The organism is Acidimicrobiia bacterium (genome assembly GCA_040881685.1).
Classification (GTDB): domain Bacteria; phylum Actinomycetota; class Acidimicrobiia; order IMCC26256; family PALSA-555; genus SHVJ01.
In genome coordinates, this window is sequence record JBBECS010000017.1 from 86,675 (window position 1) to 106,652 (window position 19,978).

Consider the following 19,978-nt stretch of genomic DNA (forward strand, 5'->3'; position numbering starts at 1 on the left):
TCGTCCGCCGCTACGAGCTCGTCGTAGCGGTCTTGCCGTACACCGCTTCGGGGATTCGCAGGATCTTGTGGCGGAGCACCTCGTCGGCCAGCGAGAGCACGCGGCCGAGCTCGTCCATCGCAGCCGGCTCAGCTCGGGCCTGGAGGACGACGTAGTAGCCCTCCCACCGGTGCTTGAGTCGGTACGCGAACCGCCGCTTGCCCCAGTGATCGACGGTGCCGAGTTCGGCACCAGCCGACGTGAGCGACTTCGCGTGGCGGTCGACCGCGGCCCGAATGAGGTCGGGCTCCACGTCCGCGTCGAAGATGACCATGACCTCGTACGGCCGCATTCAGCCGTGCCTCCTTCGGACCGCCGGGTGGTCCCGGTGGGCTCCCGACGTCACCGGCAGGGCCGGGCGTGGGAGCAGGTGGGATGTCGAGGGGTCGAGGCTACCAGTGGCAGGCCTGAGACCCCAATGGGACGGTGACGATCGACGCAGTGCCATCCCGACAACCGTAGGAGCAGGGTGTGACAGGTGGGCTCGGCACTCAGGCGGCCGCGCGCAAACCTCCCCGCGGGAGATCCCCGGCCAGGGTCTCGAGCGCGTACCGGAACTCGCCGTCGGCGCGGTACACGGGACAGTCCTCCTCGCTGCCGGCACACGGTTCCATGCGCAGCCGCGAGACGAACCTCCCCTTGGCGTCGTAGAAGGCGATGTCGAGCGGGACCGGCACCGTCGACATCGTGAACGAGATCTGCACCGGTTCGAGGTAGGCGAAGAGCATGCCGTCGTAGGGCCCGAGCGTCTCGCGTCGACGCATTCCTTCGGAACGCTCGCCCGAACCGTCGGCGACCACCACGCGCCGGCGTGTGCCTCCGACCTTCAGGCGGGTCTCCGTGAGATGCGGGAAAGGCTCATCAGCCGCTCGGGCGTCGATGACCGCTTCGGCGATCCTTGCACCGCGCGATCCCGGAGCCAGTTCTCCGCCGTTCACGAACACCGCGGCGAGGACGACCGCTGTCAACTTGAGGATCGACGTCACGACAATGAACGGGTCGATCTTCCTTCTAGGCAGGCGTGCGCTCGCTCGGGGCGTCCTCGCCTGCGTCGCCGGTATAGAGGTTCAGCGACTCACTCACCGTGTCCGCGGCGTGGTACGTCTCGCTGCTCGACGGGAACCGACCGGTACGCACGTCGTCGGCAAACTGCGTCACCGCGGCGATGGCATCGGTCGCAAGGTCGGCGTAGCGCCGGACGAACTTCGGCGTCGCCCGCTGCTCGAGGCCGAGCAGGTCGTGCATCACGAGGACCTGGCCGTCGCAGTGGCGGCCTGCCCCGATGCCGATGGTCGGCACCGGGATCGTGTCGGTCACGAGCCGGGCCACGGCGTCGGGCACGCACTCGAGCACGACTGCGAAGCAACCAGCCTCGGCGAGCGCGACCGCGTCGTCCACGATCGTGCGCGCGGTGTCGAGGTCCTTGCCCTGTACCCGGAAGCCGCCGAGCGCATGCACGGACTGGGGCGTGAGGCCGAGGTGGCCCATCACCGGGATCTCGGCGTCGAGGATGGCCTGCACGGCCTCGAGGCGCTTGCGCCCGCCCTCGAGCTTCACCGCACCTGCACCCGCCCGAACGAGCGTCGCCGCGTTGCGCACGGTGTCGGACGTCGACACGTGGTAGCTGAGCCACGGGAGGTCGCCGACGACGAGGGCCAGGGGCTCGGTTCGAGCCACCGCTCCGACGTGGTGAGCGATGTCGTCGGTCGTGACCTGGAGCGTGTCCTCGTACCCGAGCACCACATTCGCGACCGAGTCGCCCACCAGGATCATGTCGACCCCGGCGGCGTCCGCGATGCGCGCCGTCGGCGCGTCGTACGCGGTGACCATGACGAGTGGGGTTTCGTGTGACTTGCGCGCCGAAACCGCGGGCGCAGTGACACGGGCCTTGGGACGAGCCTCAGCGGCCATCTCGTGACCTCCGTCGTCCAGGGCACGGACGGCTCCCGGCGACGCCAGGAGGATACCCGAATTGTCTCGCTCGCTCACTCGGCGCCGGGATACCCGGCGCCGCTCTTCGAGGCGCTCGCTCCCTGGCGAGTGCCTCTGGCACCGCAGGGCTACACCGCGTAGCGGCGGCCGTGGAGCTCGTGGCGCTGGAGGTGGTTCCAACGACAGTCGAGGCAGACCTCGACGATGTAGCGGGAGAACTCTTCGTGGGCGGCGCACAGCCGCTCGAGCTCGACGTCGGAGGTGATGCAGCGACCGTTGGCGTGGCGGAGGGCGTCGCCGTAGACGTAGGACACGAGCCGGAGGTGGGCGGAGCCGCAGACGGGGCAATCGCCGTCGGCGGGATCGCCCACGTTGCGCCCGGCGCGGAGCAGCTCGGGGTGGGCATCGCAGACGTCGATCCGCTCGCGTCGCCCGCTGCGCAAGTCACGCAGGACGGCCCGGCGGGCCAGCACGTACTCGATGTCGCCCATCGGCGGCGAGTGTATGCAGCGCCTCCACCGATCGCGCGCGTCCGATCGGCCGGGCCGGGTGGGTCCGCCGAGGCTTGACCCGAGGCCCAGGATGCTTCATACTTGCACTTCGATATATCGAATCGATATATCGCCCCTCACGCCCCACCGCCACCAGGAGTCCACCGTGCTGGAGCTCGCCGTTCTGGGTCTGCTCAAGGAGCAGCCGTTGCACGGCTACGAGCTGAAGAAGCGCCTGGGAGAGACCCTCGGGTTCCTCTGGGGCGTCTCGTACGGCTCGCTGTATCCGGCGTTGCGCAGGCTCGAGCGAGAAGGCGCGATCGAGAGCGTCGAGCCGGGCCCTGCGCTCACCGCCGCACCGGTCCCCACCGGTTCGATCACCGGGGACCGCGCTGCCGCCCGCCGCCGGACCGGGACTCGCCGGGCCGAAGGCAGCCGTCGGACCCGCAAGGCGTACCGCATCACCGAGCGCGGCGAGGCGCTGCTCGTGGAGCTCCTCCTCGCCGACGACGAGCGCGCCGACGACGACAAGGGCTTCGCCATCAAGCTCGCGTTCTGCGGCCACGCGCCGGCCGAGGCGCGGCTCCGCTTTCTCGAGCGCCGGCGTGACGCACTGCGAACCCGCGTCGACCGGGTGCGTGGATCCGACGCGCGCCACGACCGCGGCGGGCGCCCGCGGAGTCAAGACCGCTATCTCACGTCACTGATCGAGCACCGCGCTCGGGCGACTGACCGCGACCTCGAGTGGGTCGAAGAGCTGATCGCCGCCGAGCGCGGCCCCGAAAGGTTGTTGGGTCAGGAAGGAGCTACCGCATGAGTGCGCCGAACACCAATGGCAAGAAGGTCCGGGTCGCGATCGCCGGAGTCGGGAACTGCGCGAGCAGCCTCGTCCAGGGCGTCGAGTACTACCGCGACGCCGACCCCAACGACGAGGTGCCCGGGCTCATGCACGTTGCCCTCGGCGGCTACCACGTGCGCGACGTCGACTTCGTCGCGGCGTTCGATGTGGACGCGGCCAAGGTCGGCCTCGACCTCGGCAAGGCGATCTTCGCCGGGCAGAACAACACCGTGAAGTTCGCCGACATCGGCGGCCTCGGCATCCAGGTGCTGCGAGGCCCCACGTTCGACGGCCTCGGCGAGTTCTACCGCGAGACCGTGGAGGAGTCGCCGGCGGCGCCCGTCGACGTGACGCAGACGCTGCGCGACGCCAAGGCCGACGTGCTCGTGAGCTACCTGCCGGTCGGTTCCGAGGACGCCCAACGGCACTACGCCAAGGCCTGCCTCGACGCCGGCGTCGGGTTCGTGAACGCCATCCCGGTGTTCATCGCCAGCGATCCCGAGTGGGCGAAGAAGTTCGAGGACGCCGGTATCCCGATCGTGGGTGACGACATCAAGAGCCAGGTCGGCGCCACGATCGTCCACCGCATCCTCACGCGCCTGTTCGAGGACCGTGGCGTCGAGCTCGACCGCACGTACCAGCTGAACTTCGGCGGCAACATGGACTTCAAGAACATGCTGGAGCGCAAGCGGCTGAAGTCCAAGAAGATCTCCAAGACCCAGGCGGTCACGAGCCAGATGGACACGCCGGTCGAAGCCGACAACGTCCACATCGGCCCGTCCGACCACGTGCCGTGGCTCGACGACCGGAAGTGGTGCTACATCCGGCTCGAGGGCCGCAACTTCGGTGACGTGCCGCTCAACCTGGAGCTCAAGCTCGAGGTCTGGGACTCGCCGAACTCGGCCGGGGTGATCATCGACGCGGTGCGCTGCGCCAAGCTCGCCATGGACCGGGGCATCGGCGGACCGCTCCTCGGCCCTTCGGCGTACTTCATGAAGTCGCCACCGGTGCAGTACCGCGACGAGGAAGCCCGCGAGATGGTCGAGGCCTTCGCCAGAGGCGAGTGACCGCGACGCAGGTACCTGCGGCGCAAAAAGGCGAGTAAACCGAGGCGGTGGCCGCCGCCTCGGACCAACGCGTCTTCGTCGGAGCTGAGGCGTTCGTCGACGCGCTTCGCACCGACGTCGCCGCGTGCACCCAGTCCCTGCGGGTGCAGTTCTCGACGTTCGAGGGCGACGACGCCGGGCGCGTCCTCGCCGACCTCCTGCTCGATCGTTCGGCCGCGGGCGTCGACGTGCAGGTGATCCTCGACGGGTACAGCGAGGTCATTGCCGACGACGTGTACCCCTTCTCCATCCGCGGTCGGAAGGTGCTCACGACCGAGCGCCGTCGCCGGACCGAGCTGCTCGATCAGCTCGAGTCCCACGGCATCCCGATCCGACGGGTGAACCCGGCGGGTCGCTTCCACCGCTACCTGTTGTTCCGCGATCACAAGAAGATGGTGATCCTCGACGACCGCATCGCCTACGTGGGCGGGCTCAACGTGTCCGAGCACAACTACGCCTGGCACGACTTCATGGTGCGGGTCGAGGGCCCCGTGGTGGGCGACGTGCGGGCCGACTTCGCGAGCACGTGGTCCGGCGAGACCATCGCTCTCACGGAGCGGCGCGACCATGGTGACTACGTGCTCAACCACAGCCCCGGGCGACCAACCATTCTCGACGCCGCGCTGGATCTCATCGCCGGAGCGCGCCGTCAGATCGTCATGGAATCGCCCTACCTGTGCGGCGACCGCATCGAGACCGCGCTCCTCGCCGCCGCACAGCGCGGCGTACGCGTGCTCCTCGTGACGCCGCTGCACCCCAACCACCTGCACAACCGGGTGTGGGTGCGCAAGCTCCGACGACGCCTACGCCATGCGAATATCGAGGTGCTGGGCTATCCGGGCTCCGACGGGATGACCCACGCCAAACTGCTCGTGGTGGACGACAAGATCGCGGCCTTCGGGTCACTGAACTACCAGGAGATCGAGGCGGTCGCGCAGAAGGAACTGAACGTCTTCACCCGGGACCCCGCGCTCGTCGCCGAGCTCACGGCGGTGGCCGTCGCCGATGCGCGCGCGAGCAGCTCCGTGCCGATACCCCGCACCGCGTTCGGGTGGTTCACCTACCGATGCATCCACTGGCTCGTGCGGGCGTGGACCCGCCGCCTCTTGCGCCGTTCGGCGTGGCGGGCGACGTACGGCTGAGATGCGCGCCTGGAGCCGCCGCCACCGCATCGAGCTCAAGTACCTCGCCATCGGAGTCGTGGCGCTCGCGGTGCTGATCACGCTTGACCGCACCCACGTGCTCGGCGACCTCGACCACGCGGTCGTGGACGTGCTCGACGCGACCGAAGGTCTCGGCGCGATCGGCATCTTCGTGCTCGCGCTCGTCTCCAATTGCGCCGTGTTCATCCAGATCCCGTACACGCTGCCGCTGCTGTCAGCCGCGCTCGGCGGCGCCAGCGTGCTCGACATGCTCGTTCTCGGCGTCGCGGCCGGCGTCGGCGCGGGGTTCGGCGAGATCATCAAGTACCACGTCGCGCATCGGGTGCTGAGCAAGAAGCCGAACCTCCACCGCAGCGGGCTCTACCGATGGGTGGAGCGTCAAGCGGAGGAGAAGCCGCGCCACATCAAGTGGATCGTGTTCATGTGGGCCGGCTCGGTGCTCCCCGACGACACCGTGATCATCCCGTTGGCGATGATCAAGTACGGAGTCCGCCGGATCGCGCTTCCGCTCTTCCTCGGCAAGGTGTTCCACAACGTGTTGTTCGCGATGATCTTCTTCGCGGTGAGCGAGCAGGCCGAAGACCTCGTGCGCGGCGGTCTCCGCATCGACCTCGCCTTCGGCCTGCTCGTGACCTTTTTCCTCGTTGTCCTCTACCAGGTCGAAAAGGCCCTCCACCACGCACCAACCGAAGACCCAGCCATCCCCGCCGACACCACCGGAACGCATGAGTAACCGCTTCGCCATCGTCGCGCGGGCCTTGTGGTCTGCCTGCGGGAGCCGTGCGCGAAGCGCGCGCACACGGAGTCAGATGCGCGGGGTGATGTCGTGCTCGCGGGCCCAGGTGGCGAGGTGTTGGTAGGCGGTGGGCTCGTCGATCGGGCCTTCGTCGAGGCGGAGCTCGAGGAGGAACTCGAGCGCCTGGCCGACGACGCGGCCGGGCTCGACCCCGAGGAAGTCCATCACCTGTCGCCCGTCGAGTGGCGGGCGGATGGAGTCGAGCTCCTCCTTGGCCCGCAGCTCAGTGATGCGGGCTTCGAGGTCGTCGATGCGCCGTCCGAGCGCGGCGGCCTTGCGCTTGTTGCGCGTGGTGCAGTCGCAGCGCTGCAGGTGGTTGAGGTCGTCGAGGAGCGCGCCGGCGTCGCGCACGTAGCGGCGCACCGCTTTGTCGGTCCACCCCATCGCGTAGGTGTGGATGCGGAGGTGCAGGTACACCAGCTTCGTGACCTCTTCGATGAGGTGGTTCGGGAACCTGAGGGCTCGCATCCGCTCCTCGGTCATGCGCGCACCGACGACTTCGTGGTGGTGGAAGCTCACGCCGCCTTGCGCGAACGAACGCGTCTTGGGCTTGCCGATGTCGTGGAACAGCGCGGCGAGGCGGACCCGTAGCTCGGGCCGAGTGTTCTGCACCACGGCGATCGTGTGCGCAAGCACGTCCTTGTGTGTGTGGATCGGGTCTTGCTCGAGCCGCATGGCGTTGAGCTCGGGCAGGAACTCGTCGGACAGCCCCGTGCTGCACAGCAGCCAGAGTCCCTTGCTGGGGTCGGGGAGCACGAGCAGCCGCGACAGCTCGTCGCGAATGCGCTCGGCGCTGATGATCTCCAAGCGGTGACGCAACGCTTCGATCGACTGAACGAGCTCGGGCACGGGCTCAAGGTCGAGCGCGGCCACGAACCGTGCGGCGCGCAGCATCCGTAGTGGATCGTCGGTGAACGACACCTCAGGTTTCAGCGGCGTGCGCAGGACGCGCGCCGCGAGATCCGAGGCGCCGTCGAACGGGTCCTCGAGGTGCGGCTCGGGGAGAGCGAGAGCCATCGCGTTGATCGTGAAGTCGCGTCGAGAGAGGTCGGCCCTGATGTCATCGGCGAACGCGACTGCGGGCTTGCGGTTGTCGGGGTGGTACACGTCGCCCCGGAACGTCGTGATCTCGAACTTGGTGCCGTCCTTCTCGCCGCCGACCGTGCCGAAGCGCTTCCCCTGAAGCCACACATGATCCGCCCAAGACCGCAACATCCGCTCGATGTCGTCGGGTCGGGCACTCGTCGCGAGGTCGACATCAGCATCGGGGTCGCTTCGCCCGAGAAAGGCGTCACGGACCGGGCCACCCACGAGGTAGCAGCGGAACCCGGCCGCCACGAAGCGCTCGGCCAACTCGCGGGTCGGCGCCCCGGGCTCGTAGAAGCGGGCTAGCCGCGGGGGCACCTCCATGGGTACGCCATTCTCGCGGGAAAACCTCGGGGTGGCAGTTTGTCGACGAGGTGTACGGTCCGCGCTGGATGGATATCGAAACCTGGCGTTGGATCTGGCTCGGACTCGTGGTTGTGTTCGCCGTCGGCGAGCTCGCCGTGCCCGGCACGTTCTTCGTGCTGTCGTTCGCGGTCGGGGCGCTCCTCGCGACCATCGCGGCGTTCCTCGACGCATCGGTCGGCCTCCAATGGGCGTTCGCCCTTGTCGGATCGGCCGGAGCCCTGGCGTTGCTCGCCCCGCTCGGCCGACGGCTCGCCCGTCAGCCGAGCCATGAGGCCCAGGAGGGTGCAACTCGCTGGGTAGGTCGGGCCGGCATGGTGATCGAGGAGATCCCGGGCGAGCCCCACGCCACCGGTCGGGTGAGGGTCGAGCGCGACGAGTGGCGGGCCGAGACCGACGGCAATGAGGTCATCCCACTCGGAGCAGCGATCGAGGTCATCGCGGTTCGTGGCACCCGGCTCGTCGTCGTGCCCGCGCGTACAAGCGAGAGCTGAAGGAGCTTCCATGACTGTCCCGATCGTGGTCGGTGTCGTTCTGCTCCTGCTGTTCCTGATCGCGTCCAAGACCGTTCGCATCGTGCGGCCGTACCAGCGAGGTGTCGTCGAGCGCCTCGGGCGGTTCAAGCTGGCGGTGAACCCCGGACTGCGCATGATCCTCCCGTTCATCGACCGCATCCTGCTCGTCGACATGCGCGAGCAGGTCACCGACGTACCTCCGCAGGAGGTGATCACGTCCGACAACGTCGTGGTGTCGGTCGACGCGGTGATCTACTACGAGGCCACCGACCCGCAGCGACTCGTGTACAACATCGCCAACTTCCAGCTCGCGATCACCAAGCTGGCGCAGACCAACCTGCGCAACGTGATCGGCGACATGGAGTTGGACGCCGCACTCACGTCGCGCGAGACGATCAACACGAAGCTGCGTGAGATCCTCGATGACGCGACCGACAAGTGGGGCACGCGGGTCGTCCGAGTGGAGATCCAGCGCATTGATCCCCCACCCGACGTCGTGCAGTCGATGCACCACCAGATGAAGGCGGAGCGCGACCGGCGCGCCGTCGTGACCGAAGCACTCGGTGTGCGAGAAGCTGCCGTCACGCGAGCCGAGGGCGACAAGCAGGCAGCCATCCTCGAGGCCGAGGGTCGCGGACAAGCGATCGAGCGGATCGCCACTGCGGAGAAGATCCGGCAAGCCACGGTGGCCGAAGGTGAGGCTGCCGCCGTGCGCTCGGTGTTCGAAGCCATCCATGAAGGCGGCGCAACGAGCGACGTGCTCGCACTCAAGTACATGGAAGCGCTGCGAGCGATCGCCGACGGCAAGGCAACCAAGATCTTCCTCCCCACCGAGATGTCAGGACTCTTCGGCGCCATCGGCGGCCTCGCCGAGATGCTCAAGCCCGACACCAACGGCGAATCCCCCGCAGCCGTCGAACCAGCACCGACCTCCTAACCACCCAACCACTTCCCCCTTCCCCACCGCAGCCGTTCGACCCCCCGCGTCAAACCTTCGTGCGGGGGCGAGTGGTTTACGCGACGGGCGCGGGGATGGGGGGTGGTGCGGTGGTGGCGGTGGCTCGGGCTCGGTCGGCTTCGTCGAGCATCACCGAGAGTGCTGGCTCGAAGGTTGCGTTGGCCAGTGCGTGGTCGCGCGCGACGAGGCCGCGTCGGTAGAGGTTCGCGAGGCTCTGGTCGAACGTCTGCATGCCCCACATCTCCCCTTCGGCAATCAGCGCGTCGAGCCGCGCCGCGCCGTCGGAGTCGGCGACCGCTTCCGAGACGGGTCCGTTCGCGACCAGCACCTCCACCGCAGGGACGCGGCCGCGACCGCCGGCACGGGGGAGAAGTCGTTGGCAGAGCACGCCGCGCAGCGTGCGCGAGAGCAGTGAGCGCACCGGCGACCGCTGCGCGGGTGGGAATCGGTCCACGAGCCGGGTGACCGCGTCGGCCGCACTGACGGCTTGCGCGACTGCGATCACCAAGCGCCCGGCATCGGCAACCTCGAGTGCGCTCATCGCGGTGTCAGCGTCGGGAAGGGCGCCCACCACCACCACGTCGGGATCCTGGTGCGCAACCGCGGCGAGCGCGACCTGGAAGCTCTCGGTGTCCACACCGACCTCGCGCTGATCGACCACGGCGCGCTTGTCGGCGTGCACGACCTCGACGGGCTGCTCGATCGTCACGATGTGGGCGGGGCGTGACGCGTTCACCTGGCCGACCATGGCGGCGACGGTCGACGTGCGGCCCGATCCGGCGAGGCCGGCCACGAGCACGAGGCCCGACGGCGCCTCGGTGAGCTTCGCCGCGGCCGACGGGAGGCCGAGCGCATCCACTCCAGGGACGCCCGGCACGATCCTGCGCAGCACCAGCGCCACTCGCCCCTGTTGACGGAACGCGCTCGCTCGGAAGCGCCCGATCCCTTGGAGGGCGTAGACCGCGTCAGCCTCGCCGTGAGCCGCCAGTGCCTCGGCTCGCTCGGGAGGCAGGACACGGGCGACGGCTCGCTCGGTGTCCTCGGGCTCGATCACATCGAGTGCCGACTCGCGCAACAGGCCGTCGACACGCAGATAGGGCCGGGCGCCGACCTTCAGGTGGATGTCGGACGCGCGCGCTTCGACCGCCAACCGGAGAAGCCGTTCGAGATCCAGCACACGGGGATATCGACATTTCCGGGGGCTGGACTGAAACGCCGTCCGCAGTCAGTCGAGTCGGTGCACCTCGCGTGCGGCTTCGACGACCGCCCCGCCGGGGCCACCGGAGGTCTGGGGCTCGGATGCGCTGACCGACTCTCCCAGCAAGGCCGGGAGTGTGGCCGCGACCGAGTCGCGCAGTGCCTCGAGGTCGTACCCGCCCTCGAGGAAGGCGACCGCTCGACCTCGAGGAGCGAGAGCCACCGAGCGCGCGGCGAGGGCTGCATAGTCGCCCGCACTGAGCGCCAGACCCGCGAGCGGATCGGCGCGGTGCGCGTCGTACCCGGCAGAGACGAGAACCCAGTCAGGCGCGAAGCGCTCCACGAGCGGTTCGACCACCTCGTCGAACGCACGCAGGTAGATGTCGCCGGTGGCCCCGGCCGGCAGGGGGAAGTTGCACGTCGTGCCCTCGCCCGGTCCTGCGCCCGTGTCGTCGATGCGGCCCGTCCCTGGGTACAGGGGCCATTGATGCATCGACACATAGAAGACGTGCGGATCGGACCAGAAGATGTCCTGGGTCCCGTTCCCGTGGTGCGCGTCGTAGTCGACCACGACGACGCGTTGACCACGTTCGGCGAGTGCGGCCGCAGCCACCGCCACGTTGTTCACGAGGCAGAAACCCATCGACGTCCGACCCGTCGCATGGTGACCAGGGGGGCGCAGCCCGAGAAACGCCGCGTGCGCTTCGCCCCGCTCGAGCGCGTCGATCGCGGCCAGCCCTGCGCCCGCGGCATGGATCGCGGCATCCCACGAGCCGCGCGACGCCACGGTGTCCATGTCGATGACACCGCCGCCGCGATTGCAGAGCTCTTCGACCCGGTCGACGAGCGCAGCGTCGTGCACCCGCTCGATCTCGTGGCGGGTCGCGGCACGAGGTGGGAGCACCACGACTGCGTCGTCGACGCGGGCTGCGCGCACGCCCTCGGTCACCGCGCTAAGCCGCTCTACTCGCTCTGGATGCCCAGGACCAGGGTCGTGACCCGCGAACTCGGCATGGTCGGCAACCAGCAGCACGCGCGCGACGTTACAAGTCGACGCTCCCAGACCCACAGGTAGGCCCGCGACGCCTCCGGGTACGCTCCCGAGCCGTGGCCGAGCACACGAGGGGTGAGCGGGCACGACGTCATTCCTTCGGTTGGGCTCGAGTGACGCCGTGGCGCGGACGCGGCGACGTCGCGCACCTCGTACTCGCCGAGGGCACACCACCACCACGGGCTGACGTCGAGGAAGGCGTGGAACGATTACGTCGGGCTGGCTACGCCGCCGTGGTGACCAGCGCGCTCACCGCCGGAGACTCGCTGCCGTTCGTCGACGCCGGCTTCGGTGTTCGTGAGCGCCTCCACCTCTTGGAGCACACGTTGTGCCACGTCCCCGCGCCAGGCGACGACCAGCTCGCGCTCCGGCGTGCGTGGCGCACGGACCGGTCGGTCGTTCTCAAGCTCGATGGGCACGCGTTCGACGACTTCTGGCGTCTGGATCCCGAGGGGCTGACCGACGCGCTCCACGCGACTCCCGCGGTCAGGTTCCGCGTCGGTGACCCGAATGGTCAAGGAGCCGTGGCCTACGCCATCACCGGTCGTGCGGGTCGGCGCGGCTACCTCCAGCGCGTGGCGGTGCACCCCGACGCGCGGCGGAACGGCTGGGGCCGTGCCCTTGTCATCGATGCGCTGCGCTGGCTCGACCGACATGACACGCATCGCGCGCTCGTCAACACGCAGTGGGAGAACGACGGCGCGCTCGCCCTCTACGAATCCTGCGGATTCCGACACCTCCCGGTCGGGCTCTGCGTGCTCGACCGGGCCTTGTGAGCGGGACGCGTCGCGCCTGGCGCGTCGCGGTGACTCTGGTCGCCGCGATCGCCCCTGGCCTGCTCCACGCAACACCAGCCGGCGCCGGCGTCGAGCCTTCGCTCACCCTCACTGCTCAGGATCCGTGGACGCTTGTCGGCGGCGATGTCCACATGAAGCTCGCGCTCGACGGTGCAGATGCCGGTGCTGGGTTCACGATCAGCGTGGTGTCGTACTCGTCGATCGACTCGCGCAGTGAGTTCGACCGCACCCTCGACGGTGAGGAGCTCGGCTCCTTCCTCGATCAGGTCGTCGTCCCCGTCGACGCGCTCTCAGTCGACGCGCAAGGCAACCGCGACCTTGCGTTCCGTCTCGAGGTTTCGGGTGGCGCGCGGCTCGTGGAGACCCTCAGAGCGCCGCGGGCAGGTGTGTACCCGCTCGAGGTCGAGCTGCGCGATGCCGACGACAACACCCAAGCCGGGTTCGTCACCTACCTCACCACCGTCGCGCCGCTCGGCAGCCCCGACGCGGTCACGAGCCCGCTCGGCGTCGCGTGGGTGTGGCCGCTGAGCGCGGCGCCCGCGATCCTGCCCGGCGACGGTCCTGACCCCGTCGTCGAGAAGCAGTTCGCACCCGACGGGCGACTCGGCCGCCAGGCCGCGGCACTCGACCGCGCCTCCGGCGTGCCCATGACGATCGTGCCGGGGCCCGAGACGGTGCAGTCCTGGGCCGCGAGCGTCGAACACGAGCAGTCCCTGGCCGACGGCGTGAGCTCGATCCAGCGCGCGAACGGCACGCACCAGATGATCGCGGGGACGTTCGTGCCGGTGGACCTGCCGTCGCTCCTCCGCGCCGGCATGGTCGCGGTTGTCGACACCCAGATCGTGGAGGGCAACGAGGCGCTGCGCCGGTTCTTCGGGACGCGCCTCGACACCACAACCGCGGTGGCTCGTCCGATCGACGGCGCCGCGCTTCAACGTCTCCGCGCCGGCAGCGTCGACCGTCTCGTGGTGGAGGAAGACGCCCTCGTGGCCCGCTCGTCGTCCAGCGGTGGCGCACAGCCGTTCATCCTCGAGGCACCGCCGTCGCTCGTGCCCGCGAGCGAAACGACGGTGTCCGCGATCGCCGCCGACTCCGGTTTGGCCCGATTGCTCGCGGCAGACCTTGCGCCAGCGTTGCGCGCTCAGCGACTGCTCGCAGGCCTCTCGGTCGTCGCGTTCCAAGACTCGGACCAGGCTCGAGCGGTCGCGATCCTCAACTCGGCCACGCTCGATCCACCGGACGAGCTCATCGACGCGGTCCTCTCGGGCCTGCGCGCGCACCCACTCTTGCGTCCCGTGACGGTGAACGACGTGTTCGAGCAGATCCCAACGGAGACGAACGACGACGGCACCAACGTCACGCGTGAGCTCAACCCGTACGACCCACCCGCACCTCCGGTGAGCGCAGCCGCCTACGACGACGTTCGCTTGCGACTGGCGTCCTTCCGGGAGTCTGCGCCGGGCGCACCCGGAGGTGAGGTCGCCGACTACTCGCTCCTCTCCTCCGTATCGTCGGCATGGAGCGGTCCGGGCGGCGCCGAGCGCGCGGCGTTGGAGCTCGCGAGCGTGGACGCGGCGATCAACGCCTTCCTCGCCCGCATCGATGTTCCGAATGCCTCGACGATCACGCTCACCGATCGCTCAGGCGACATCCCGCTCACCTTCCGGAACGGCACCGGCGAGACGGTGAACGTCCGCATCGATCTCGAGAGCCCGAAGCTCTCGTTCCCCGACGGCCTGGAACAGATCGTCCAGCTCGCGCCGGAGAACACCACCGTGCGGCTTGCGGTCGAGGCCCGCACCTCGGGCTCGTTTCCATTGCGCGTCACCGTACGTTCGCCGAACGGTGTGCTCACGATCGCGCAGGCGCAGCTCGAGGTGCAGGCCACCGAAGTGAGCACCGTCGGCTTGGTGCTGATCATCAGTGCCGCCGGCTTCCTGGCGCTCTGGTGGATCATCCACATCCGCCGCGATCGCGCTCGCCGTCTCGTGCACACAACGGCTGACGCCGAATGACCGAAGCCAGGCCCGAGCAGGGTCGCCACGACACGGCCAAGCTGCTCCGCTCGGGGGCAATCGTCGGGCTCGGCACCGCGCTGTCACGCGTGACCGGCGTCGTGCGCGTCAGCGCGATCAGCTACGCGCTCGGGGCAACCTCGCTTGCGGGCGTGTACGCCTGGTCGAACGAGACGCCGAACATCGTGTACGAGCTGCTGCTCGGAGGCGTGCTGACCGCCACACTCGTGCCGCAGTTCGTGCGTCACCTCGACGATCGCGACGACGACGCAACGAGCGCGGTCTTCACCGTGTCGATGCTCGGTCTGCTGGCGATCACGATCATCGGCGTCGTGGCGGCACCGCTGATCGTGCGCGTCTATCTCCTCCAAGTGCCCGGCCGGATCCGCGCCGACCAGCAGGAGCTCGGTACGGCGTTCGTGCGCGTCTTCATGCCCCAGATGCTCTTCTACGGCCTGACGGCGCTGGCGACCGCGATCCTCCAGGCCCGACGGCGGTTCGCAGCGGCCGCGCTCGCACCGATGCTCAACAACATCGTGGTGATCGGGATCTTCTTCGCGTTGCCACGCGTCGTCGACGGCCCGTTCACCGTGCGTCGCATTCTCGAGGACGACGGGCTGTTGCTCTTCATCGGACTTGGCACGACCGCCGGCATCGCCGCGATGGGGTTGGTCCTCATCCCTGCGCTGCGCTCGGCCGGGGTACGGCTCCGCTTCCTCGCCGACTGGCGCAACGACGCGGTTCGGCGCGTCATGCGGCTTTCGGGGTGGACGATTGGGTACGTCGCAGCCAACCAGGTCGCGCTGTGGACGGTGATCGTGCTGGCGAACGGCGTCGAGCTCGCGACCGGTCATGGCGGCGCGTTCGTGTACTTCAACGCATACCTGCTGTTCGTGCTGCCGTACGGCTTGCTCGGGTTCCCGATCATGACGGCGATCGCGCCGGAGCTTGCCGCCGCGGGCCGACGCGTCGACCGTCCGGCCTTGCGGCACCGCTTCGCTCGAACGTTGCGGCTCACGCTCACGGTGCTGATCCCCGCGTCCGCGGTAGCGGTGGCGCTCGCTCGCCCCATCGTCACCGCGCTCTTCCAACGTGGTGCGTTCACGAGCGCCGACGCCGACGTCGTCGCGGACACGCTCGTCGGGTTTGCGGTTGGCTTGCCGTTCTTCTCCACCTACCTGTTCACGCTGCGAGCCTTCTATTCGCTTGACGACACGAAGCGTCCGTTCTTCTTCGGCTGCCTCCAGAACGCGTTGAACATCGTGCTGGCGATCGCGCTCTTCGACTGGTTGAGCATCCCCGGGTTGTCGTTCGCGCACTCGGGCGCGTACGCCGTCGGGGCTGGGGTCACCTTGTTCGCGCTCAGCCGACGCATCGGAAGCCTTCGCGGACGTGGGATCGAGCTGGTCGGCATTCGCGTCATCGCGGTTGCGGTCGTGGCCGGGACCGCGGCGTGGGTCATCGGCAAGGCCAACGGGTGGGACACGTCCGGTCAAGCGCTGGTGTCGACGCTGCTCGGTCTGGGCGTGGCTGGTGCCATCACGATCGGTGGGCTCCTCGCGCTGCGCGTCGAGGAGTTCTCGGAGGTGCTCGACCTGGTGCTCCGGCGATTCCGACGGAGACGCCGCAGCCGCGGGCGCTCGTCCCCTCCGCCGCCGGCGCCGGACAAGGCATGATGAGCGCATGGGCGTGCGGGTGGTCACCGACAGCGCGTGCGATCTACCACCGGACCTGGTGGGACCGCTCGGCATCGAGATCGTCCCGCTCACTATCCGCTTCGGCGCTGAGGAGTTCGTCGACCGCGACGAGTTGAGCGTCGACGACTTCTGGAGCCGGCTGCGCGTCACCGAGGCGCTCCCCGAGACGTCGGCGCCGTCCGCAGGAGCCTTCGAAGCGCGCTTTCGAGACCTCATCAAAGACGGCGCGACCGGCATCGTGTGCGTCAACCTCTCGTCACGGCTCTCGGCGACGATGCAGGCCGCGCAACTCGCCGCAAGCGCGGTCGGCGGCGAATGCCCGATCCACGTCATCGACTCGATGACGTGCTCGCTCGGGCTCGGAAGCCTCGTCCTGACAGCGGCGCGGCGCGGCGCCGCCGGTGACCCGATCGATGAGATCGTCGCCGACGTGATCGACCGCCGCGACCGAACCCGTCTGTTCGGCAGCCTCGACACCCTCGAGTTCATCAAGCGCGGCGGGCGCATCGGGAATGCACGCGCGCTGCTCGGCACGATGCTCTCCATCAAGCCGGTCGTCGAGGTGCGTGATGGCGCCGTCGAGGAGTCCGGCCGCGTCCGCACCCGCTCCAAGGCCCTTCGCCTGTTGGCCGACAAGGTGAGCGCGCAGCCGGTCGACTCCGTGTCCGTCCTGCACGGACAAGCGGACGACGTCGACGAGCTCGTCGAGCTGCTCGACCCGATCGTCCCCCGCGACGACATCGTCATCAGCGTCGTAGGCCCGGTCATCGGCACCCACGCCGGCCCAGGAGTAATCGGCGTCACCTTCCAAGAAGCCAACTCGTAGCGCACCCGCGCACACACACGACTTCGCGCACGTTGGCGCGCGCGTTCAGCACTGCCTGCGGGAGCCGTGCCAGACATCACTCACTCGCCGGCGCGCATGAGGTCCGAGGGTCGGTTCCCGATGCGCAGCATGTGAGGCCGATCGGGCGAGACCCGGGTCGAAGACCCGAACGCCGGTCCGCCTTGGCGGACGGCGGGAGCAGGGGCTCGCCCGAAGTTAGGCCCTTGCTGTGCAGCGGGCGCCGGCGTCCTGGGGCCGGAACCGAACGCGCGCAAGAACCGGCTGCGGAGCACGGCGGTTCCTGCAGGCTGAGTGGGTGCCCCGCGCAACGGGGCGAAGCGTCAAATGGTGGTGACGGCCGGTAGCGTGAGCGGGTGTCGAGTGCTGCCGCGCCTGGACGGGTGCTGAACAATCGGTATCGGTTGGTGGACCGGTTGGCGCGTGGCGGAATGGCGACGGTGTGGGTGGCCGAGGACACGCTCCTCGCCCGCAAGGTCGCGGTGAAGACGCTGCATCCCGAGCTCTCGGTCGACGAGGCCGTTCGAGCGCGCTTCCGCAACGAAGCCGTGTCGGCGGCGGGGCTCGCCCATCCCGGCATCGTGACCACGTACGACACCGGCGAGGATGACGGCACCGCGTACATCGTGATGGAGCTCGTCAACGGTCCGAACCTGCGGACGCTGCTCGACGAGCGTGGTCCGCTGCCGGTTCCGGGCGCGCTGCGCATCGCCCGGGGCGTCGCCGCGGCGCTCGAGGAAGCGCACCGAAACGGGATCGTGCACCGTGACATCAAGCCGGCGAACGTGCTCGTCCCGCCCGACGGCCCGGTCAAGGTGACCGACTTCGGCATTGCGAAGGCCTCCGGCACTGGTGACCTCACAAGCGCGGGGACGATCATCGGGACGGCCCGCTACCTGGCGCCCGAGCAAGTGCGCGGCGAGCCAGCCGACGGCCGGGCCGACGTGTACGCCGTCGGCCTTCTGCTGCACGAGATGCTCGCGGGGTCGCTCCCGTTCCACGGCGACACGGAGATGAGTGCCGCGCTCGCGCGGCTCAGCGTTGCGCCCGATCCGTTGCCCGACGCGGTGCCACCCGTGGTGCAGTCGATCGTGGCGCGCAGCCTGGAGATCCACCCGAGTGAGCGATGGCCGAGTGCGCACGCCCTCGCCGCAGCCCTGGACGCCGCGCTCCGAGGGAACGAGCTCCCGGTCGAGACCGACCACACCGCGTCGCGCGCATCGCTCGCGCCGCCACCGCAGCCGGCGGAGGCATCACCTGCGCGTGCACATCAACCGCGTCCCCGGCCGCAGCGCCAGCGCGCGGCCTGGCCGTGGGCGATCCTCGGCGCCATCTTGCTCGGCGGCGGCGCCGGCGGTGGCTACCTGCTCGTGCAGGACCTCACGAAGAACAAGGGCGGCAGCAGCGACACGGTCGTGCAGATCGTGGGGGCCGACGACTTCGACCCGTTGGGCGGCGACGGCGAGCACTCCGACGAAGCCGGGAACGCGATCGACGGCAACTCGGACACCGCCTGGACCACCGAGACGTACTCGTCGCAGGAGCTCGGCGGGAAGGAAGGCGTCGGTCTCGTCATCGAGCTCTCGGGCCTGGCGGAGGTGTCCTCGGTCGAGGTGACCGCGGGTGGCACGGACTGGAGCGCCGAGATCTACGTCGCCACCAGTCCGGCATCCACCCTCGGGGGGTGGGGTTCATCGGTCGCGTCGCTGGAAGGTCTTGGTGCGACGGCCGTCTTCGACTTCGACGCTGTCGGCGACGTGGGCGCGATCCTGCTGTGGATCACCCGCGTCCCAAGCAACCCGAATCGTCTCGACGTGCTCGAGGTTCGGGTTGGCTGACCCCACGGCCTCGGCGGGCGCGCCCCGGGCGGGCGTCCGGGCCGGTGGTGCGGCGGCGGTCGTCGAGGACAACGTGCTCGCCCGGGCCGCGGCGCGCGGTGACCGCCGGTCGCTCGAGATCCTGCTGGACCGGCACGCGGACCGCGTGCACGCGATCTGCCGCCGCGTCATCGGGCACCGCGAAGACGCGCTCGACGCGACCCAGGAGGCGCTGGTCTCCATCACGCGTGGCATCAGCCGGTTCGACGGACGGTCAGCCTTCACGACCTGGCTCTACCGCGTCGCGACGAATGCCGCGCTCGACGAGCTGCGCCGGCGGCGGCGCCGGCCGATGCCTGTCGAAGACCTCCCCGAGCCGGTGGGTGGTGGCTCGGCGATCGACGATCGCGTCGGCGCCCGCCTCGACGTAGACGCGGCGCTCGCTCGACTACCCGAGGAGTTCCGAGTGGCCGTCGTGCTGCGCGACCTGTGCGACCTCGACTACGCGGAGATCGCCGACGTGCTCGATGTGCCACCCGGGACGGTGCGCTCACGGATCGCACGGGGCCGCGCCGCGCTCGCCGAGCTGCTCGGGAACTCCACCACCCCCGCCGAGCGTCCAAGCGAAGGATCATGAACGAACCCCACGACCCCGCCGAGACCGACGAGCGCGACGAAGCTCTCGCCGAGCTCCTCACCGTGCCGCCGCTCGACGACGTCACGCGGCGTCGCATGGTCCGCGAGGCCCTGGATCGCCCCCTGCCGCGTCCTTCACGCCTCATTGGCGTCGCGTCGGTCGCGGCGGCGATCGCGATCGGAGCTCTGGTCGGGGCTGTGCTGGTGACCGCGCCCGAGCAGCCCGACGCCACGACCGCGCAGCGGGCGCCCACGCCCAGCGTCAGCCCCGACGCCGAGGCCGAGGCCGAGAGGCTGACGCCGGCCGGGGCGGCGGAGTCGAGCGCGATCCCCGTCACCCCGCTCGGCGACCTCGGTGACGTGACCAAGCCGGCCGATCTGCGCGATGCCGTCGACGTCGGGTTCCAGCGCTCCGCGGGTCCGACCGAGGACAGCACGATCATCGGCTACCCCTGCGCGGCGAACGCACCCGAGACGTTCGGCTTGGTTGCACCGAGCGCATTGGGGATCGGGACCTACAACGGCGTCGCGGTCACGGTCGTGATCGGGACATCACCGGCCGGCGAGGCGCTCGCCGTCGTGGTGCAAGCCGACACGTGCGGCGTGCTGGCGAACGTGCGGCTGCCGAAGGGCTGAC

At 69.4% G+C, this 19,978-nt stretch carries 20 protein-coding genes; 13 read left to right on the top strand and 7 right to left on the bottom strand.

Annotated features, from left to right (window positions below; translation table 11 throughout):
- Positions 1–10: 10 nt before the first annotated feature.
- The 4 genes from rpsF to WEE69_05240 all read right to left on the bottom strand — a co-directional run bounded on the left by rpsF (position 11) and on the right by WEE69_05240 (position 2,462).
- The gene (rpsF, locus tag WEE69_05225) at positions 11–331 is read right to left on the bottom strand and encodes a 30S ribosomal protein S6 (GenBank protein ID MEX1144688.1); all 321 of its coding nucleotides are present in this window, start codon (positions 329–331) and stop codon (positions 11–13) included.
- Positions 332–530: 199 nt separating this feature from the next.
- The gene (locus WEE69_05230) at positions 531–1,025 is read right to left on the bottom strand and encodes a DUF192 domain-containing protein (GenBank protein ID MEX1144689.1); all 495 of its coding nucleotides are present in this window, start codon (positions 1,023–1,025) and stop codon (positions 531–533) included.
- Between the two features lie 25 nt (positions 1,026–1,050).
- Complete coding sequence (gene panB / locus WEE69_05235; GenBank protein ID MEX1144690.1) at positions 1,051–2,028, bottom strand: 3-methyl-2-oxobutanoate hydroxymethyltransferase; 978 nt, start codon at positions 2,026–2,028, stop codon at positions 1,051–1,053.
- 71 nt (positions 2,029–2,099) lie between these two features.
- Entirely contained in the window at positions 2,100–2,462 is a 363-nt protein-coding gene (locus tag WEE69_05240; protein ID MEX1144691.1) for a DUF5318 family protein, read from the bottom strand.
- A 166-nt stretch (positions 2,463–2,628) separates the two neighbouring features.
- Here WEE69_05240 and WEE69_05245 point away from each other — a divergent pair, with 166 nt between their 5' ends.
- The 4 genes from WEE69_05245 to WEE69_05260 are packed head-to-tail and all read left to right on the top strand — an operon-like array spanning position 2,629 to position 6,302.
- Complete coding sequence (locus WEE69_05245) at positions 2,629–3,279, top strand: helix-turn-helix transcriptional regulator (GenBank protein MEX1144692.1); 651 nt, start codon at positions 2,629–2,631, stop codon at positions 3,277–3,279.
- Positions 3,276–4,367, top strand: coding sequence for an inositol-3-phosphate synthase (locus WEE69_05250; GenBank protein MEX1144693.1), 1,092 nt, complete (start codon positions 3,276–3,278; stop codon positions 4,365–4,367). Before WEE69_05245 ends, WEE69_05250 begins: the two co-directional genes overlap by 4 nt.
- 47 nt (positions 4,368–4,414) lie before the next feature.
- Positions 4,415–5,548 (top strand): phospholipase D-like domain-containing protein, encoded by a 1,134-nt coding sequence (locus tag WEE69_05255; GenBank protein ID MEX1144694.1) that lies wholly within the window; start codon positions 4,415–4,417, stop codon positions 5,546–5,548.
- A 1-nt stretch (position 5,549) separates the two neighbouring features.
- Complete coding sequence (locus WEE69_05260) at positions 5,550–6,302, top strand: hypothetical protein (GenBank protein ID MEX1144695.1); 753 nt, start codon at positions 5,550–5,552, stop codon at positions 6,300–6,302.
- Positions 6,303–6,374: 72 nt separating this feature from the next.
- On the opposite strand, the gene WEE69_05265 is transcribed toward WEE69_05260, so the two are convergent.
- The gene (locus tag WEE69_05265) at positions 6,375–7,775 is read right to left on the bottom strand and encodes a CCA tRNA nucleotidyltransferase (GenBank protein ID MEX1144696.1); all 1,401 of its coding nucleotides are present in this window, start codon (positions 7,773–7,775) and stop codon (positions 6,375–6,377) included.
- Positions 7,776–7,843: 68 nt separating this feature from the next.
- On the opposite strand from WEE69_05265, the gene WEE69_05270 reads away from it, so the two are divergent.
- Entirely contained in the window at positions 7,844–8,308 is a 465-nt protein-coding gene (locus tag WEE69_05270; GenBank protein ID MEX1144697.1) for an NfeD family protein, read from the top strand.
- A gap of 10 nt (positions 8,309–8,318) precedes the next feature.
- Entirely contained in the window at positions 8,319–9,266 is a 948-nt protein-coding gene (locus WEE69_05275) for an SPFH domain-containing protein (protein ID MEX1144698.1), read from the top strand.
- A gap of 76 nt (positions 9,267–9,342) precedes the next feature.
- On the opposite strand, the gene WEE69_05280 is transcribed toward WEE69_05275, so the two are convergent.
- The gene (locus tag WEE69_05280; protein ID MEX1144699.1) at positions 9,343–10,464 is read right to left on the bottom strand and encodes a PilT/PilU family type 4a pilus ATPase; all 1,122 of its coding nucleotides are present in this window, start codon (positions 10,462–10,464) and stop codon (positions 9,343–9,345) included.
- A 48-nt stretch (positions 10,465–10,512) separates the two neighbouring features.
- A complete protein-coding gene (locus tag WEE69_05285; protein MEX1144700.1) occupies positions 10,513–11,517 on the bottom strand; it encodes a histone deacetylase in 1,005 nt (334 codons plus the stop codon).
- Positions 11,518–11,591: 74 nt separating this feature from the next.
- Between WEE69_05285 and WEE69_05290 the strand changes: the two genes are divergently transcribed.
- From WEE69_05290 to WEE69_05320, 7 genes are all read left to right on the top strand, one after another.
- Positions 11,592–12,311: a GNAT family N-acetyltransferase gene (locus WEE69_05290; GenBank protein ID MEX1144701.1), complete on the top strand. Its 720-nt coding sequence runs from the start codon at positions 11,592–11,594 to the stop codon at positions 12,309–12,311.
- Positions 12,308–14,347 (top strand): DUF6049 family protein, encoded by a 2,040-nt coding sequence (locus WEE69_05295; GenBank protein ID MEX1144702.1) that lies wholly within the window; start codon positions 12,308–12,310, stop codon positions 14,345–14,347. The genes WEE69_05290 and WEE69_05295 overlap by 4 nt, the downstream gene beginning before the upstream one ends.
- Complete coding sequence (gene murJ, locus WEE69_05300; protein ID MEX1144703.1) at positions 14,344–16,023, top strand: murein biosynthesis integral membrane protein MurJ; 1,680 nt, start codon at positions 14,344–14,346, stop codon at positions 16,021–16,023. The genes WEE69_05295 and murJ overlap by 4 nt, the downstream gene beginning before the upstream one ends.
- Before the next feature lie 7 nt (positions 16,024–16,030).
- Positions 16,031–16,870 carry a DegV family protein gene (locus tag WEE69_05305; GenBank protein MEX1144704.1) on the top strand — a complete coding sequence of 280 codons (840 nt, stop codon included), beginning with the start codon at positions 16,031–16,033 and terminating at the stop codon, positions 16,868–16,870.
- 374 nt (positions 16,871–17,244) lie between these two features.
- Positions 17,245–18,726: a protein kinase gene (locus WEE69_05310; GenBank protein ID MEX1144705.1), complete on the top strand. Its 1,482-nt coding sequence runs from the start codon at positions 17,245–17,247 to the stop codon at positions 18,724–18,726.
- Positions 18,719–19,342 carry a sigma-70 family RNA polymerase sigma factor gene (locus WEE69_05315; GenBank protein ID MEX1144706.1) on the top strand — a complete coding sequence of 208 codons (624 nt, stop codon included), beginning with the start codon at positions 18,719–18,721 and terminating at the stop codon, positions 19,340–19,342. The genes WEE69_05310 and WEE69_05315 overlap by 8 nt, the downstream gene beginning before the upstream one ends.
- Entirely contained in the window at positions 19,339–19,977 is a 639-nt protein-coding gene (locus tag WEE69_05320; protein MEX1144707.1) for a hypothetical protein, read from the top strand. Before WEE69_05315 ends, WEE69_05320 begins: the two co-directional genes overlap by 4 nt.
- Position 19,978: the final 1 nt, after the last annotated feature.

What these genes read in the sequence shown, in the direction of transcription:
- WEE69_05320 (MEX1144707.1), top strand. Translation starts at nt 19,339, where the DNA reads ATGAACGAACCCCACGACCCCGCCGAGACCGACGAGCGCGACGAAGCT.
- murJ (MEX1144703.1), top strand. Translation starts at nt 14,344, where the DNA reads ATGACCGAAGCCAGGCCCGAGCAGGGTCGCCACGACACGGCCAAGCTG.
- WEE69_05265 (MEX1144696.1), bottom strand. Translation starts at nt 7,775, where the DNA reads ATGGAGGTGCCCCCGCGGCTAGCCCGCTTCTACGAGCCCGGGGCGCCG.
- WEE69_05240 (MEX1144691.1), bottom strand. Translation starts at nt 2,462, where the DNA reads ATGGGCGACATCGAGTACGTGCTGGCCCGCCGGGCCGTCCTGCGTGAC.
- rpsF (MEX1144688.1), bottom strand. Translation starts at nt 331, where the DNA reads ATGCGGCCGTACGAGGTCATGGTCATCTTCGACGCGGACGTGGAGCCC.
- WEE69_05275 (MEX1144698.1), top strand. Translation starts at nt 8,319, where the DNA reads ATGACTGTCCCGATCGTGGTCGGTGTCGTTCTGCTCCTGCTGTTCCTG.
- WEE69_05270 (MEX1144697.1), top strand. Translation starts at nt 7,844, where the DNA reads ATGGATATCGAAACCTGGCGTTGGATCTGGCTCGGACTCGTGGTTGTG.
- WEE69_05250 (MEX1144693.1), top strand. Translation starts at nt 3,276, where the DNA reads ATGAGTGCGCCGAACACCAATGGCAAGAAGGTCCGGGTCGCGATCGCC.
- WEE69_05260 (MEX1144695.1), top strand. Translation starts at nt 5,550, where the DNA reads ATGCGCGCCTGGAGCCGCCGCCACCGCATCGAGCTCAAGTACCTCGCC.
- WEE69_05305 (MEX1144704.1), top strand. Translation starts at nt 16,031, where the DNA reads ATGGGCGTGCGGGTGGTCACCGACAGCGCGTGCGATCTACCACCGGAC.